Annotated in this window: 16 protein-coding genes; 11 read left to right on the top strand and 5 right to left on the bottom strand. The window is 41.6% G+C overall.

Annotated features, from left to right (window positions below; translation table 11 throughout):
* Positions 1-140 precede the first annotated feature (140 nt).
* From DJ568_RS12140 to DJ568_RS12160, 6 genes are all read left to right on the top strand, one after another.
* Complete coding sequence (locus DJ568_RS12140) at positions 141-1,496, top strand: OmpA family protein (protein ID WP_114005547.1); 1,356 nt, start codon at positions 141-143, stop codon at positions 1,494-1,496.
* Positions 1,497-1,568: 72 nt separating this feature from the next.
* Positions 1,569-1,712 carry a DUF6728 family protein gene (locus DJ568_RS17590; RefSeq protein ID WP_317047545.1) on the top strand — a complete coding sequence of 48 codons (144 nt, stop codon included), beginning with the start codon at positions 1,569-1,571 and terminating at the stop codon, positions 1,710-1,712.
* Complete coding sequence (locus DJ568_RS12145) at positions 1,709-2,089, top strand: RidA family protein (RefSeq protein WP_114005548.1); 381 nt, start codon at positions 1,709-1,711, stop codon at positions 2,087-2,089. The genes DJ568_RS17590 and DJ568_RS12145 overlap by 4 nt, the downstream gene beginning before the upstream one ends.
* 75 nt (positions 2,090-2,164) lie before the next feature.
* Positions 2,165-4,267 carry an ATP-dependent DNA helicase RecG gene (gene recG / locus DJ568_RS12150; protein WP_114005549.1) on the top strand — a complete coding sequence of 701 codons (2,103 nt, stop codon included), beginning with the start codon at positions 2,165-2,167 and terminating at the stop codon, positions 4,265-4,267.
* Positions 4,268-4,373: 106 nt separating this feature from the next.
* A complete protein-coding gene (locus DJ568_RS12155) occupies positions 4,374-5,756 on the top strand; it encodes a M20/M25/M40 family metallo-hydrolase (protein WP_114005550.1) in 1,383 nt (460 codons plus the stop codon).
* A 113-nt stretch (positions 5,757-5,869) separates the two neighbouring features.
* Positions 5,870-7,156 carry an MFS transporter gene (locus DJ568_RS12160; protein WP_114005551.1) on the top strand — a complete coding sequence of 429 codons (1,287 nt, stop codon included), beginning with the start codon at positions 5,870-5,872 and terminating at the stop codon, positions 7,154-7,156.
* Between the two features lie 168 nt (positions 7,157-7,324).
* On the opposite strand, the gene DJ568_RS12165 is transcribed toward DJ568_RS12160, so the two are convergent.
* Entirely contained in the window at positions 7,325-7,534 is a 210-nt protein-coding gene (locus DJ568_RS12165) for a hypothetical protein (RefSeq protein ID WP_114005552.1), read from the bottom strand.
* Positions 7,535-7,772: 238 nt separating this feature from the next.
* Here DJ568_RS12165 and DJ568_RS12170 point away from each other — a divergent pair, with 238 nt between their 5' ends.
* The 4 genes from DJ568_RS12170 to DJ568_RS12185 all read left to right on the top strand — a co-directional run bounded on the left by DJ568_RS12170 (position 7,773) and on the right by DJ568_RS12185 (position 11,257).
* Entirely contained in the window at positions 7,773-8,783 is a 1,011-nt protein-coding gene (locus DJ568_RS12170) for a sensor histidine kinase (protein ID WP_114005553.1), read from the top strand.
* A gap of 160 nt (positions 8,784-8,943) precedes the next feature.
* Entirely contained in the window at positions 8,944-9,813 is an 870-nt protein-coding gene (locus DJ568_RS12175; protein ID WP_114005554.1) for a beta-1,6-N-acetylglucosaminyltransferase, read from the top strand.
* On the top strand, positions 9,797-10,165 hold the full coding sequence (locus DJ568_RS12180; RefSeq protein ID WP_114005555.1) for a sugar 3,4-ketoisomerase: 369 nt from the start codon (positions 9,797-9,799) through the stop codon (positions 10,163-10,165). The genes DJ568_RS12175 and DJ568_RS12180 overlap by 17 nt, the downstream gene beginning before the upstream one ends.
* Before the next feature lie 6 nt (positions 10,166-10,171).
* Positions 10,172-11,257, top strand: coding sequence for a DegT/DnrJ/EryC1/StrS family aminotransferase (locus DJ568_RS12185; RefSeq protein ID WP_114005556.1), 1,086 nt, complete (start codon positions 10,172-10,174; stop codon positions 11,255-11,257).
* A 57-nt stretch (positions 11,258-11,314) separates the two neighbouring features.
* Here the strand turns inward: DJ568_RS12185 and DJ568_RS17230 are convergent, their stop codons facing one another.
* Positions 11,315-11,776, bottom strand: coding sequence for a hypothetical protein (locus tag DJ568_RS17230; RefSeq protein WP_158534930.1), 462 nt, complete (start codon positions 11,774-11,776; stop codon positions 11,315-11,317).
* 209 nt (positions 11,777-11,985) lie between these two features.
* Here DJ568_RS17230 and DJ568_RS12195 point away from each other — a divergent pair, with 209 nt between their 5' ends.
* Positions 11,986-12,720: a LytR/AlgR family response regulator transcription factor gene (locus DJ568_RS12195; RefSeq protein ID WP_114005557.1), complete on the top strand. Its 735-nt coding sequence runs from the start codon at positions 11,986-11,988 to the stop codon at positions 12,718-12,720.
* 86 nt (positions 12,721-12,806) lie between these two features.
* Here DJ568_RS12195 and DJ568_RS12200 read toward each other — a convergent pair whose 3' ends face one another.
* The 3 genes from DJ568_RS12200 to nhaA form a co-directional block, all read right to left on the bottom strand.
* On the bottom strand, positions 12,807-13,541 hold the full coding sequence (locus DJ568_RS12200) for a lysophospholipid acyltransferase family protein (protein ID WP_114005558.1): 735 nt from the start codon (positions 13,539-13,541) through the stop codon (positions 12,807-12,809).
* Positions 13,542-13,661: 120 nt separating this feature from the next.
* Positions 13,662-14,210, bottom strand: coding sequence for an NUDIX domain-containing protein (locus DJ568_RS12205; protein WP_114005559.1), 549 nt, complete (start codon positions 14,208-14,210; stop codon positions 13,662-13,664).
* A 21-nt stretch (positions 14,211-14,231) separates the two neighbouring features.
* Positions 14,232-15,542: a Na+/H+ antiporter NhaA gene (gene nhaA / locus DJ568_RS12210; RefSeq protein ID WP_114005560.1), complete on the bottom strand. Its 1,311-nt coding sequence runs from the start codon at positions 15,540-15,542 to the stop codon at positions 14,232-14,234.
* Between the last annotated feature and the right edge of the window lie 162 nt (positions 15,543-15,704).

Consider the following 15,704-nt stretch of genomic DNA (forward strand, 5'->3'; position numbering starts at 1 on the left):
CTGTGGTGATAGTAATAAATGCGTTTTATTTGCGATTTACACTACAAATAATAATTTTTGGAACAAAATTTGGTATTCTTTTCAAACATAATTAGTATTTTTGAAAAAAATCACAATTAAAATCGTTTAATCTTAAAACTATGAATTCTTATTCTACATTAAAGAAAACAGTCGGGTTATCGTTCGCTGCTTTGATGTTTGTTGGTGTAGCTAACGCACAAACAGATTCAACCTCAACAGAAATGACTACGTCGACTGAACCCACCGCTGCCAAGGTATTTGGTGGTGCTGGTCAGTACAACAAATTTAGCATTGGCGTTAACGCTGGTGTAACTTCAAACGCAACCGTTTTAGGCGGTCCTGCTGATTTTGCCGGTAGCCCTAAAATTAACTTAGGTTACGGCTTATCTTTCAGGCAACAATTTAGCCATGTATTTGGTGTTGTTTTAGACTTGAATGGCGGTAAAGTAGCTGGTGAGCGTCCTAACGTAACTGGTGGTACTGGTTCAAACCAAGGCTTCAGAGCTTTTGAAACTAACTTTTGGCAAGGTGCTTTAAGCGCGCATTTCAACGTTGCAAGCATAAGCTTCTTACGTCGTAAAAACGCGGTTAACTTCTTCGCTAAAGCAGGTGCCGGTTTAGCTATGTACAAACCAAAAATTTCTACTGATGCTACTCCAGCTTTCACAAACTTCAAAGCTAATGACGAGTATGTTAAAGAGTACGTAATACCTGTAGGTGTTGGTGCTAAATTCCGTTTAAGCAATGCAGTTGCCTTAAACTTAGGTTACAACATTACTTTTGTTGACGGTGACAACTTTGACGGTCATAAAAAATCTTACCCTGCTACTTTTGATCGTTACTCATACGGTTACGCAGGTTTAGAGTTCACTCTGGGTTCAGGCTCAAAAGCAAATATCGACTGGGTTAACCCTGTTGCTATGATGTATGATGAGTTATACGATCCTGCTTTACGTGCTGAAGTTGAAGCTTTAAAAGGCCGTGTATCTGCAGTTGAAACTGCTGTTAGCGACCTGAAAAAAGATTCAGACGGTGACGGTGTATCTGATCAATTTGACAAATGCCCTAACACTCCTGCAGGTACAGTAGTTGACGGTGCTGGTTGCGCTATCGTATTCCCAGGTCCTGGTCAAGGTTCTACCGAGTCAGGTGCTGCTTACTCAAACATCCAGTTTGAATTTGATAGCTCAGTATTACGTACTTCAGCTTACCCTGCATTAGATGCAACTTCAGCTGACTTACGTTCAAGTGGTGCTACTGTAACTGTTAAAGGTTACGCTTCATCTGAAGGTACTGCTGCTCATAACATGCAGTTATCAAAAGACCGTGCTAACTCAGTAAAAACTTACTTAGTTAACTCTGGTGTTGACGCTAAGAAAGTAAAAGTTAAAGGTTACGGTGAAACTAACCCTGTAGCTGACAATTCAACTGAAGAAGGTCGTGTATTAAACCGCCGCGTTGAATTTGCTAAATAATTAATATCACTTTAGATATTACCGAAGGCTCCGGATAACCCGGAGCCTTCTTTTTTTTATTAAATTTGCCATATGTACTTCTTCCGGAAAAAAGACCCAAACAGGCCAACAAGCTTTAATCTTAAGGTAATGCATGCTATAAATACTATAGCTATCCTTATGTTTTTGGCCGGTATTATCTGGAAACTGATTGACTGGTTTATACTTAGAAAATGAAAACTATAATTAAAACTCAAAATGCGCCCGATCCTATCGGACCATACAGCCAGGCTGTTAAGGCCGGAGGCTTGTTATTCGTGTCGGGCCAGGTAGCTATTGTGCCTTCAACAGGAGAGTTGGAACTGGATGATATAAAAGCAGAGACGAAACGCGTTATGGAAAATCTGAAGGGCGTTTTAAACGAGGCAGGCGCCGATTTTTCGCACATTGTTAAAACCACTATTTTTTTACGTGACATGCAGGACTTTAGCCAGGTGAACGAAGTATACGGTTCATACTTCACCGGTAATTTCCCGGCTCGTGAAACTGTAGCTGTACTAGGCCTGCCAAAAAATGTCAATGTCGAAATATCGGTAGTGGCACTTGCGCAATAATCAAGGTCATCAAATAGTGATCCGCGGTGGTACATCACCTGGTCACTTTTTTTGACGTATTTTCCCAATTCCTCAATGAACCCTTTCGAAACCCCTATAGAGTATCTTAAAGGCGTTGGTGCCAGCCGCGCCGAGGTATTGAAAAAGGAGTTAGAAATATATACGTTTGACGATCTGCTGCGGCATTTTCCATACAAGTATATTGATCGTACTAAATTTTATAAGGTACGGAATATCGACGCCGAACTGCCCTATGTACAGGTAATTGCAAGAATAACCCGTAAGGAGATAGTCGGTGAAAAGCGCACCAGGCGCTTGGTTGTGCAGGCGCAGGATGATACGGGGCTCATAGAGTTGGTATGGTTTCAGGGTGTTAGCTGGTTCGACAAGAATTTACAAACAGGTAAGGCTTACATTATATTCGGAAAACCTACGGTGTTCAACGGTAAGCCGCAAATGTCGCACCCAGAGATGGAGTTGTATACCACCGAGACCCGGCAACGCAAAGGCAATATGACCTTGCAGCCAGCTTACAACTCTACTGAAAAGCTAAAACAATTCACGCTGGATAGTAAGGGGATCCAAAAATTAACAGCCGCTTTGCTTGAGCAGCATTCAAAAGATATTCATGAGAATATTCCATCATACATCATAGAGAAGTATCGTCTGATGGGACGACAGGAAGCGTTTAAAAATATTCATTTTCCTGATGATACCGGTAAGCTTAACCAAGCCCTGCACCGTTTAAAATTTGAAGAGTTTTTCTTTTTACAATTCAAATTGCTTAAAAATAAGTTGCATCGTACGCAAAAATTTAAAGGAAATATTTTTGAAACGGTTGGGCCTTATTTTAATGAGTTTTACCATCATAAGCTGCCCTTTGGCCTCACCAACGCGCAAAAGCGTGTTTTAAAAGAAATACGAATTGATACACAGCGCCCCATACAAATGAACCGGTTGCTGCAAGGCGATGTTGGTAGCGGGAAAACGGTGGTAGCGCTGATGAGTATGCTGATAGCCATTGACAATGGTTTTCAAACATGTATGATGGCACCAACCGAAATATTGGCTAACCAACATTTTCAAACAATAAAAAGCCTGGTGGGCGACAATTTTGTAGAAGTAGCATTGCTAACAGGATCTACAAAAAAGAAAGACCGGAAAATTTTACACGAGCGATTGTTAAGTGGAGACTTGAAAATACTTATCGGAACCCATGCTTTGATAGAGGATGCCGTGCAATATAAAAACCTGGGCTTTGTAGTTATTGACGAGCAGCACCGCTTTGGTGTTGAACAACGTGCTAAGCTTTGGCGAAAAAATACTGTACCGCCGCATGTACTTGTAATGACGGCTACGCCTATACCGCGTACATTAGCGATGACGCTGTACGGTGATTTAGATGTATCGGTGATAGATGAGTTACCTGCCGGTCGGAAGCCAATTCAAACGGTGCACTTCTATGAGAGTCAGCGGTTGCGCATGTTTGGCCTTATGCGCGAGGAAATAGCCAGGGGGCGTCAGGTTTATGTAGTATACCCCCTGATACAGGAAAGTGAGAAACTGGACCTGAAAGATCTTGAGCAGGGAGCGGAAGTAATGCGGCACGAATTTCCGCTGCCTAAATATCAGCTAAGCGTTGTGCATGGCAAAATACCTGCCGCCGATAAAGAGTTTGAGATGCAGCGTTTTATCAAAGGCGAAACCCATATTATGGTTGCCACCACAGTTATTGAGGTGGGTGTAAACGTACCCAACGCTTCGGTAATGATAATTGAAAATGCCGAGCGCTTTGGCCTTTCGCAGTTGCACCAGCTGCGGGGCAGGGTTGGTCGTGGTGCCGAACAGTCGTTTTGTATACTGATGAGCGGCAATAAGCTTAGTTATGATGGCCGTGTAAGGCTTGAAACCATGGTTCGCACCAATAACGGGTTTGAAATATCTGAGATCGACCTCCAGTTACGGGGGCCGGGCAATATTGAAGGTACCCAGCAAAGTGGGGTGCTTGATCTTAAAGTTGCAAACATAGCTACCGACCAGGAATTATTGGTAGAAGTACGAAAATGTGTAGAAGAGATATTTTCAAACGATGCCGGGTTGGCCGCGCCGGAGAACGAAATATTGCGCCGGGATACAATCAGTAGAAGCGAAGGCTTAACCTGGGATAAGATATCGTAAGCTATCACCTTCGCTGTTTTAAAGAGGCTATTTGGCATCCTTATTTAGTCTGAGTATTCTTGCAGTATTACATTATCTTTGTTTACTGACTCAATTCCTCCTTCAGATGAAGAAATTCTTTGTAATGGCTATTGTACTTTTATCCACGGTACCTGTTATAGCTCAAGATTCGATATTAATTCGTAAAATATACGATGAGGCGTTAACTAACGGCCAGGCGTATAATAATTTGCGTTACCTGTGTAAGAATATCGGTCCGCGACTAAGCGGCTCGGTCAATGCCGAAAAAGCCGTACGGTGGGGGAAAAAAATGATGGAGGATTATGCCTTTGATAAGGTATATCTACAAGAAGTAATGGTGCCGCATTGGGTTCGCGGAGCGCGGGAGGAAGCATATATACTTGATGGTAAAAAGAGAATCCCGGTACCGATAGCCGCAATCGGTATGTCAGTTGCTACACCTAAAGCCGGAATTTCGGCAAACATTGTTGAAGTACGAAGTATAAAGGAACTTGAAACATTGGGTGAAAAAATAATCAAAGGAAAAATTGTTTTCTTTAATCGCCAGTTTGATCCGCGGTTTATTGAAACCGGCGACGGCTATGGCGAAGCTGGCGACCAACGTTTTAACGGTCCTGCCGAGGCAGCAAGATACGGCGCCGTGGGCGTGATAGTACGGTCATTAACCCCTAACATAGATGATCATCCGCATACCGGATCTACACTGGTAAGTACCGGAGCAAAGGCTGTACCTGCGGCTTGCATATCTACCCGGGCAGCAAATAAGTTAAGCAGGATGTTAAAATTGAGGAAACTGCCCCAGGTTAAGCTTTGGTTTAAACAAAATTGCCAAATACTGCCTGAAGTTTTATCATATAATGTGATAGGAGAGATTACCGGAACAGAACACCCCGAAAAAATTATCACCGTTGGCGGCCACCTTGATTCTTGGGATTTGGCTGAGGGAGCACATGATGATGGTACGGGGATAGTACAATCGGCGGAGGCACTGCGCATTTTCAAAACGTTAAATTACCGGCCTAAGAATACAATTAGGGCGGTGTTTTTTATGAACGAAGAGAATGGCCATAGGGGAGGGTTGAAATACGCAGAAGACGCCCTTAAAAAGAAAGAAGATCACATAGCGGCTATTGAATCTGATTACGGGGGATTTACTCCGCGTGGTTTTACCTTTGACGGGCTTTCGCCGGCACAGCTAAAAGATATAAATAGAAAATGGAAACCACTGCTGGAGCCATATTACGCCGACCGCTTAACGGCAGGCTTTAGCGGCACTGACATTGAACCTCTGCGCGACAGCGTACCATCAATTGTGCTGATTGGTTTTCTTCCGGATTCGCAGAGATACTTTGATATACACCATACCCCGGCTGATGTGTTTGAGAATGTGAACAAGCGAGAACTTGAACTGGGCGCAGCCGGCATAGCATCTCTGATTTATCTTATTGATCAGCATGGGCTGAAATAGGCTATTTATAACTTCAGTTCATTAAAATACTTATTGAATATTAAACCAGACGCCAAAACTACAACCGGTAAAGCCTGTTAAAGCAATAATTAAAATTTATAGTATAGTAACAGGTGGCTACAGCAACCAATATTCAACAAAAGAAAGACCCTTTTGAGGCACTGCGGTTTAAGGATTTTCGCGCTTACATTGCTATGCGGTTCTTTTTTACATTTGCTTACCAAATGCAAACCGTAGTGCTGGGCGCCTATATTTATGATATAACGCACGATAAACTCGCTTTAGGTATAATCGGTCTTTCTGAAGCTGTACCGGCCATTGGTCTTGCGTTATTTGGTGGTTACCTGGCCGATAAGGTTGAGAAAAGGAAGCTGTTACTGATGGTACTAACTGGAGTATTCCTGTCAGCGGTGGTTATGCTGATGATAACGCATAAAAGTTCTGCTGCCTATTTAAGCACAGCCCGTATTACCTCGCTCATATATACTATGATATTTATAAATGGGATTGCCCGTGCCTTCTACTCGCCCGCGGCGTTTAGTGTGCTGGCCAATAGTGTGCCTAAGGAGGTATACCCCAACTCAAGCACCTGGAATATTTCAGCCTGGCAATCAGCATCTATACTAGCGCCTGTAGCGGGGGGCTTTATTTATGGTTTTTACGGTATTACCGCGGCATTCACCGCTATACTGATTTTTTTATCGATTGCGTTTGTGGCTGTTTGCATGTTTAAAAAAATATACCCTGTTGCGGTTGCCAAGGAGCGGATATGGGAAAGTCTTACCCAGGGTGTGCGGTTTGTTTTTAGCAACCGCATGATGGTAGGCGCTCTCAGCCTCGATATGTTTTCGGTTTTTTTTGGCGGAGCTGTAGCCTTGTTGCCTGTATTTGCAAAGGATATATTGCATGTAGGGCCCGAGGGATTAGGAATTATGCGGGGGGCTACGTCACTGGGAGCGGTATTAACCGTACTTGCTATGACACGGTTTTCACCTATGGGCAAGCCCTGGCGCAATTTGCTAATAGCCGTAACAGGTTTTGGCATCTCTATCATTTGTTTCGGGCTGTCGCGTAACTTCTACCTGTCGCTCTTGTTTTTATTTATGGAGGGTAGCTTTGACAGTATAAGCGTACTTATACGTGGCACTATTATGCAGATTTTAACGCCCGAACATATGCGCGGCCGCGTATCAGCAGTTAATCATATGTTCGTCGGGTCTTCAAATGAAATTGGGGCTTTTGAATCGGGCGTAGCGGCAAAGTTGCTTGACACGGTGCCCGCAGTGATTTTTGGCGGTTCCATGACACTCATTGTTGTAAGTATCACCTGGTTAAAAACGAAAAAACTGGTACCACTATCGCTCCATGATATCAATGTTGCACCTCAAAAAACTGCATAAGCTTAACGAAATAGTTTATTTTGGAGGAAACATTCTAGCCGGCTTAACATGTAATTAAAATGAAGCTGGTTGTCTGGTTATGCTTATTGATAGCCTGCATTTTATATAGCAGCTAAATAGATGCGAATGCGGCGCCCGGCAACAAGCCGATAATTTGATAGCGTTGGCTTACCAAACCTTTTCGGTGCTTACACCAGCCATCGTTTTTACCAAACCTAAGCTTTTATAAAACAACGAAGTTGCCTGCTTGGCTTTTAAAGCCGAACCTTTTAGCTCACGTTGCTGACTAAATTGATACGCTACGCCCATAACTAATGCAAACATTACCGGCACCAACATAAGCACAAAAGGATTGGAGTATTTATATAACTTTTTCATTGCGATTGTTTTGATGCAACAAAGAAATACCAAAAAAACTGCTGGCTAAAAACATTTAGACTAACCGCTATTATTTATAGATGAACACTGGTTTTTAGTTGCGGAGCAGTTCGTCGGTAAAAAAGGCCTGTTCATCGAATGTAAGTTGCGCTATATATAATAGATGCATGTGGTGGAGCAATAAAGTACTACTTTAGATGCTGATAGTAGATATAAATAAAGCTGGTGATATTATCATATGAATAAACAGTGGAAATTTTTTTGGCATGTGTCGGTGTGGACATGCCTGTTATCGCTGTTTTTCTTTTTCGTTTATTCAAGTAACCAGGTAACGCTTAATTACGCGCTTGTTATAGTTTTTGTATATGGAGCGGTAAACATTGGCTTATTTTACCTCAACTACCTTTGGCTGATACCGGCATACCTGGATAAGAAGCACTACGGCAGGTATATAGTGGCGGTTATGCTTACGACAATAATAGTGGGCTTAATTAAATATGGCATGAAGCTGATGTTTGAAGGCGCGCTGTCAGGTACCAAGGCTGAGGCGTTAACCTTTTGGCCTTATTTTATAAGCACGCTGTTTTCCAGCCTGATGTTTGTTTTCTTCAGCATTACGCTTCAGTTTACCATTGATTGGTTTTTGAATGAGCGCATACAACGCGATTTAGAAAATCAGCGTTTAAATGCCGAACTCTCTTTCTTAAAATCGCAGGTAAATCCACATTTTTTATTCAATTCACTAAACAGTATCTATTCACTCGCTTACCAGCGCTCAGAAACTACACCCGAGGCCATTTTAAAGTTATCAGAAATTATGCGCTATATGCTTTACGAGAGTAATGACAATAAGGTAGATTTGGAAAAAGAGGTACATTACTTACAAAATTATATCGACTTGCAGAAAATCCGTTTCGGTCATAAGGCATTTGTAGAATTTGACGTTAATGGCACGATAGATAACCAGAGGATAGCACCCCTGCTGCTGATATCGTTTATTGAAAATGCTTTTAAGCATGGCGTAGCCAATGATCCGCAAAAGCCTATAAAAATGCAGATGAATTTACAGTCCGGTCGCCTTGATTTTTCTGTTGAAAATAAAAAGCACGCAAACAACCGCGATGCCACCGGAGGCATCGGCCTAAGCAATGTAAAGCGGAGGCTAAATTTGCTTTACCCGGGCAAGCATAGCCTGGTAATTAATGAAGACGAACTCACCTACACCTGCAAACTTTCAATTTCCTTATAGTTAACTTAAGTGTTATTAAAGCAATCTGTACGATAGTTTCGCATTTAAATTCCTTTTATTTACGTGCTGTTAATAATTTTTGCGTAATTAGAGAGACTATTAACAGACCGATTTACATTACATTAATTACTTACTTCGATAAATTTTACCTAATCCTAAGATGCGTTTTGCTCTATTGATAATCACCTACACGTCTGCCCGGCAAACGAAAAGGATGATTGATAAACTTGATAACGGCAATTTCGATTTTTACATTCACCTTGATAAAAAGGTAGACATTGATACACATAAAATATTGTTTGATAAGGCAAACGTTTTTTTTATGAAAAACCGTCTTGACATAAAGTGGGGTGGATCAAATACCATGAAAGCTGCCTTTAACGGGATACGTGAAATTGTAGCATCAGGCAAGGAATATGCATTTATCAACCTGCTAAGCGGGCAGGATTATCCTATCAAATCAGCTTCATTTATACAGGATTTTTTAAGCGCCAACGTTGGTAAGCAATTTATTAAATACTGGAGTTTTAAAGGAGAGTGGGAAGAAGCATTTGAAAGAATAAATAAATATCATCTTACCGATTTTTCATTCAAAGGCAAATACACCGTTCAAAAGCTTATTAACCGGTTAGTAAAGCGCCCGGGGCCACCAGTGGACTTAAAATTTTACGGTACAAATTCTACATTTTGGTCTTTAAGTCCTGACTGTGCAATGTATGTGGTTGATTATGTGGATAAGAACCGCAAATTGCAAAAATTCTTTAAATACAGCTGGGGTAATGATGAGTTTATTATGCAAACTATAATCATGAATTCGCATTATAAAGACGCTGCAGTAAATAATAATTACAGGTATGTGGATTGGTCGGAAGGAGGAGCGCGCCCCAAATTTTTAACGGTTGCAGATTACGACAAACTTGCGGCGTCAAATTGTTTGTTTGCCCGCAAATTTAGCGTTGACGTTGACGAACAGATACTTGACATGATAGATGAAGCGAACAAAAAGCAACTAGATGGCCTACATTATTAATGCCCAAACTTTTACAGATGCGCGTGGGTCGCTGAACTCTATTGATAAGTTACTGCCTTTTGATATAAAAAGGGTTTATTACATATACGGTATTAACCCTGCCCTTGACAGGGGGGGCCACCGGCATATGGAGACTGTAGAGGGCTTATTTTGCCTTAACGGCAGTTGTACTGTACACATTGATAACGGTACCACCACCCAGGATATAGTACTAAATAACCCTTCTGTTTGCCTAGTTGTTGAGCCTGGAGACTGGCATGTTATGGATAATTTCGGAAAAGATACTGTACTGCTGGGTATTGCCTCCACTCATCATGACAAGGCTGACTATATTTACGAACCTTATCGATAATGGTGTATGATACCCTATGAAGACCTGAAGAGGCTTAACCGGCCATTTGAAGAACAATTCCAGCAGAGGTATAGCGATTTCATAAAAAAAGGCCATTATATACTGGGCGAAGAGCTTGCATCATTTGAAAAAGCATTTGCCGCTTACCATAATGTGCCGCATTGTATAGGAGTATCTAACGGACTTGATGCGCTTATACTGTCATTAAAGGCGTGCCGGTTGCCTGCCGGGGCAGAGGTTATTGTGCCTGCCCACACTTACATTGCTACCATACTGGCCATATTGAATTGCCAGCTTAAGCCGGTTTTGATAGAACCCGATATCAACACTTACAATATTGACCCTGAAAAAATCGAAGAAGCTATTACTGCCAATACAAAAGCAATAATGGTAGTCCATTTATATGGTAAGTGCTGCAACATGGGTGCTATAATGCGTATAAAGCAAAAGTATAACCTGGTACTGATTGAAGATTGTGCGCAGGCGCACGGTGCTGCATACCAGGGTAGGCTTGCCGGTACGTTTGGTGAGTTTGGCGCATTTAGTTTTTATCCTACAAAAAACCTGGGTGCGCTGGGTGATGCCGGCGGCGTTTTGGTGCAGGACCAAACCAATGCCGAAATGCTGCTAAAATTGCGTAATTACGGCTCAAAAGTAAAGTACTATAACGATGTAATAGGCCAAAATGCCCGGTTAGATGAATTGCAAGCTGCGTTTTTGAGTGTAAAGCTGGCTTATCTTCACCAGATGAACGCTCATCGGAATAAGTTGGCGAATTTATATTTCGATAATCTTACAGACAAGTTTGTGTTGCCGGCACGTGACCACGACTATCATGACGTATTCCACATATTTAGCATACGCCACCCGCGGCGTGACGATTTACAAGCCTATTTGCTAAAACACCAGATAGGCACAGTGATCCATTATCCTGTTGCACCGCATCGGCAAAAAGCGTTAAAGGATGTTTTTACAGGAAGTTATCCAATTACGGAGGAGATACACCGCACCACATTAAGCCTGCCATGCTCATTTTGCCATACCGAAGATGAAGTTTACCAGGTAATAGAGGTGTTAAACAAGTATAAATAAAAAAAGGCCGCGGTGTTTACTGACACAAACGGCCACTTATTCAATTAACACTAAAAACTATTTTTGCGGGGGTGTGGTGGTTCCGCTGCTGCCAGTACCGGGTGTACCGGTAGTTCCTCCGGTGCCGGGGCTGTTACCTGAACTTCCTGTATCTGAATTACCGGTTCCTGTACCTGTTCCGGTACCTGTACCATTATTTGTACCTGTTCCTGTACTAGTGCCTGTGCCATTAGTAGTTCCGGTACCATTACTTGTCCCGGTTCCATTATTCCAGGTTCCGTGACTTCTGTCTCCTTTCTTGTCTTTCTTTTTCATACGATTTCCATCTGTACTTCTGTCAGAAGACGAAGAACTTCCAGAAGTTACAGTTGTTGAAGGAGAAGACTGGGTGGTTGACCCGGGCTGGCCCTTAGCGGCTTTAGTAGTGTCCTGGCTCCTCACATCATGATTTTGGGCCTGTGCGCTATGTAGTATCAATGCCCCGGCGGCAGTGATAATAGCTAAACATAATTTTTTCATAGTGATATATTTTTATATTAAACCTTTACCAATAACACTATAATAAATTAACTTGTTTTTAAAAATAATTCTTATTTAGAAATTTTTATAAAAAAATGGTTTTTACGTAACGGTAAAGTGCAGCTGTAAGATGGTACGCCCATTTTCGCTGTAATTAAATTTGCAGATACGCTTGCAAGTAACAGGCAAATTTTATTTAGTTTTATGGCATGATAAGATGCCTTGTAGTTGACGATGAGCCATTGGCTTTAAACATACTGGAAGACTATATCTCCAAAATGCCATTCTTGTCATTGGTAAAGTCCACTACTAACCCCATCGAGGCGCTCACCATGGTGCAGGCGGGCGCTGCCGACCTGATTTTTTTAGACGTGCAGATGCCCGAGCTAACTGGGATTCAATTTTTAAAAATTGCTAATGGAAAAGCTAAGGTTATATTAACTACGGCATACCCGGAGTATGCTTTAGAAGGCTACGAACTTGATGTAGTTGATTATTTGCTCAAGCCTATTGCTTTTGACAGGTTTTATAAAGCGGTGCAAAAAGCACAAGGTATACTTCAGCCGTCTCTTGCTGCGCCTCAACCAGTGGCGCATGTACAGGTACAACAACAGCAGGACTTTTTAAACGATTTTATTTTTGTAAAAACCGAGCATAAAATACAAAAGGTATATCTGCACAATATATTATTCATCGAGGGTTTAAAGGATTATATATCAATTTTTACGACCACAGAACGTATTATTACGCTCCAGAACATGAAGAAGATGGAGGACACGTTGCCTGGCAAATACTTTATAAGGGTGCACAGGTCTTACATTGTATCTATTGATAAGATAGATAGTATCGAGCGTAGCCGCATATTTATCGGTGATAAAATTATCCCGGTGGGTGATACTTACCGCGACGAGTTTTTTAAGATTGTTGACGGAAAGAACGTGTAATTAATTATTCAGAATTGGCTGCTGGCCGCTTTCCAAAGATTCATTCTTAATATAAGGTAATGCTGTAATACTACAAGTAGATCACATTAGCCTCTTACTTTTTCCCTTATCCTGTTTTCTACTTCTTTCACCACTTCATCAACCGGGCGTTTATTTACTTCAATTGGTTCAAGTACCTCCCAGGTCATGGGTATGAATGTGTTCAATGGATATAAACCATAGCGTATCATCTTCCATGAGTTGCTGATTGCCACAGGCACTAGTAAAGCATCGGGACACTTTTTTAACAACGTGGCAATACCTGCCGATTGGAAGGTTTTTACCCGTCCGTCCTTTGAACGGGTACCTTCGGGGAATATCATAGCAGACCAATTGTTTTCTTTCATGCGGGTACCAAGCTTTACCAGTTCCATAATTGATTGGCGCGGATCGTTACGGTCAATATTAGCGCCGCCACCAACTTTTAAGTTGTATGATATTGAAGGTACACCTTTAGTGAGTTCTATCTTCGAGATAAATTTAGCATGATATTTCCTGAAGAAGTATATCATGGGTGGTATATCAAATAAGCTTTGATGGTTAGCAATAATTATCATAGGCCTGCCCACAGGCAACTCCTGTTTATTAATAAATTTTACCGAGTTAAACAGTATGTAATAAGTACCTATTAAAAAAAAGTTCAGCACATCAACAGAACGTTTGTGCGCTTCGTAACCGAATACCCGGTAGCTTATCCATTGTATAGGCTGAAAAATAAAAAGTATCAGAAAGAAAGCTACAATAGCAATTGGCGTCAGGAAATAGCCTAAAAACTTTTTCATGGAATTGCAAAGGTAATAAATGGTTGTAAATGTTTGAACAAGCTATAGCAGATGTAATTGCCGAAATTCCCGCGTTAACGTTATCGCCAAATACTGTAAGCACTAATGTAAGAGATGTAACTATGTAAGGCTTAATTTAGTCTTTAATATCCCCGCTACCGACATAGAATCGGTGATCTCTCCACGGCAAACCATTTGATATACATCTTCAAAAGGTAGCTTTTTTATAACCAGCTGTTCGGTTTCTTCCGGCTGCGCTTGGTGTTGTTCCAGATTTTTGGCAAGGTAAATGATGGCCAGTTCATCACTCACCGAGTTCGATAAATGCATTCTTAGCAGTTCTGTCCACTCGCTGGCAACAAGGCCCGTTTCTTCCAAGAGTTCCCGTTTTGCAGAGTCAAGAGGATCAATGCCTATCGGTCCGCCACCTTCAGGAATCTCCCAGCTGTACTGGTCGGTGGGGAACCGGTATTGGCCAACTATATACGTATTCAAATCTGTATCCAGCGGAATAATACCTATTGCCAGGTTTTTGAAGTGAACTTTACCATATATACCCGGGTTGCCGGCTGGATTTATCACCTGGTATTCGGTTACGTTTATCCATGGGTTATCATACTCTTCTTTCTGAGATATTATCTGCCAGGGGTTATCTTCAGTGTGATACATCGCTTGTTCGGAGATTTTATTTTAGTTAAGTGGCTTGGAGACCTTTTTTAATATTAATGTTCCTAATATGCCTGCCGTTACCGACGCTATCAGAATGCCATATTTTGCCTGATCAATAAACACCGGATTTTTAAACGCCAGTCCGCTGATAAATAACGACATAGTAAACCCTATACCAGCTAACATGGCCACTCCAGTAATATGTTTCCAGTTAGCCTGGTCTGGTAGGCTGGCGAGTTTGAGCTTAACCATAACCCAGCAGAATAACAGTATTCCACAAAACTTTCCAATCAATAGTCCTGCGGTTACGCCTATGGATACGGGGTTGATAATGGAAGTTAAAAAGTCGGTTTGGATAACAATGCCTGCATTGGCAAGTGCAAACAGCGGCATTATACCAAAGGCAACCCATGGGTGCAGGGCATGTTCAATGCTTTGTAGCGGTGTTTCTGCTGCCATGCTCAGGCTTTTTACCTTTTGAATAGTCATATTCTGTCGGGGGGTAATCAGGCTGCCGCGCTCAGGTATATCGCTCTCGAAATCGTAAGATAGTTTCCTCAAATTGTTTGAATAGATATGTTCATTTATTTTTGTAACTGCCGGGATGGTAAATGCCACCAGAACCCCTGCTATAGTAGCGTGAACACCAGATAATAAGAAGCCGATCCAAACACCAACTCCAATTATAAGGTAGAACAGGCTGCTTCTTATACCGATAATATTTCCGACTATTAAAATTAACAAAAATCCAGTGCCTATACCGAGCGCTAAAAAGTTAATTTCTGCAGTGTAAAAAAACGCAATAACCAATACAGCACCCAGGTCGTCAGCTACGGCAAGTGCTGATAGAAATACTTTTACCGAACCCGGAATATGCTTACTGGCCATGGATAGCAAGGCCAGGGCAAATGCTATGTCGGTAGCCATCGGGATTCCCCACCCGTGGTCGGCTTCTGTCCCCATATTGATGTAAAAATAAATCAAAGCCGGTACAACCATGCCACCCACCGCTGCAGTCATCGGCAAAGCTGCTTTTTTTAGGCTTGAGAGTTCACCTTCCATAAACTCGCGTTTAAGCTCAAGCCCTATTACAAAAAAGAATACCGCCATCAACCCATCGTTTATCCAGATATGCAATGGGTGGTTTAGCAGGTGGTTATCAAAACCAACCGAAAAATTGATTTCCCAAATATGATGGTAACTTTCATAAGATAAATTTGCCCAAAGTATTGCTGCAACCACAGCTAAAAGCAATACAACACCACTGGTATATTCTAAATGGATGAACCTGCTTACGGGAGCTATTATTTTATCTATGGCTGTTTTTTGCATAGTGATTTATTAGGGTGTCTTAATCCTATTTGCTAGTGGTTTCCTATCCGTTAAATGCGATAACTACGTTACAATAGAGTAATGTAACAAAAAACGCGCTTAAATTAGCGCGTTTTTGATTTTTTAATCTGTTTTCGGTTCGGCTTAAAGCAATTATCTAAT

The organism is Mucilaginibacter hurinus, from assembly GCF_003324525.1.
Taxonomy (GTDB): Bacteria; Bacteroidota; Bacteroidia; order Sphingobacteriales; family Sphingobacteriaceae; genus Mucilaginibacter; species Mucilaginibacter hurinus.

Excerpts from the sequence above, each read along its gene's own strand:
- DJ568_RS12165 (WP_114005552.1), bottom strand. The coding sequence starts at position 7,534 with ATGAAAAAGTTATATAAATACTCCAATCCTTTTGTGCTTATGTTGGTG.
- recG (WP_114005549.1), top strand. The coding sequence starts at position 2,165 with ATGAACCCTTTCGAAACCCCTATAGAGTATCTTAAAGGCGTTGGTGCC.
- DJ568_RS12200 (WP_114005558.1), bottom strand. The coding sequence starts at position 13,541 with ATGAAAAAGTTTTTAGGCTATTTCCTGACGCCAATTGCTATTGTAGCT.
- DJ568_RS12140 (WP_114005547.1), top strand. The coding sequence starts at position 141 with ATGAATTCTTATTCTACATTAAAGAAAACAGTCGGGTTATCGTTCGCT.
- DJ568_RS12185 (WP_114005556.1), top strand. The coding sequence starts at position 10,172 with ATGATACCCTATGAAGACCTGAAGAGGCTTAACCGGCCATTTGAAGAA.
- DJ568_RS12145 (WP_114005548.1), top strand. The coding sequence starts at position 1,709 with ATGAAAACTATAATTAAAACTCAAAATGCGCCCGATCCTATCGGACCA.
- DJ568_RS12155 (WP_114005550.1), top strand. The coding sequence starts at position 4,374 with ATGAAGAAATTCTTTGTAATGGCTATTGTACTTTTATCCACGGTACCT.
- DJ568_RS12195 (WP_114005557.1), top strand. The coding sequence starts at position 11,986 with ATGATAAGATGCCTTGTAGTTGACGATGAGCCATTGGCTTTAAACATA.
- DJ568_RS17230 (WP_158534930.1), bottom strand. The coding sequence starts at position 11,776 with ATGAAAAAATTATGTTTAGCTATTATCACTGCCGCCGGGGCATTGATA.
- DJ568_RS12170 (WP_114005553.1), top strand. The coding sequence starts at position 7,773 with ATGAATAAACAGTGGAAATTTTTTTGGCATGTGTCGGTGTGGACATGC.
- DJ568_RS12180 (WP_114005555.1), top strand. The coding sequence starts at position 9,797 with ATGGCCTACATTATTAATGCCCAAACTTTTACAGATGCGCGTGGGTCG.
- DJ568_RS12205 (WP_114005559.1), bottom strand. The coding sequence starts at position 14,210 with ATGTATCACACTGAAGATAACCCCTGGCAGATAATATCTCAGAAAGAA.
- nhaA (WP_114005560.1), bottom strand. The coding sequence starts at position 15,542 with ATGCAAAAAACAGCCATAGATAAAATAATAGCTCCCGTAAGCAGGTTC.
- DJ568_RS12175 (WP_114005554.1), top strand. The coding sequence starts at position 8,944 with ATGCGTTTTGCTCTATTGATAATCACCTACACGTCTGCCCGGCAAACG.
- DJ568_RS17590 (WP_317047545.1), top strand. The coding sequence starts at position 1,569 with ATGTACTTCTTCCGGAAAAAAGACCCAAACAGGCCAACAAGCTTTAAT.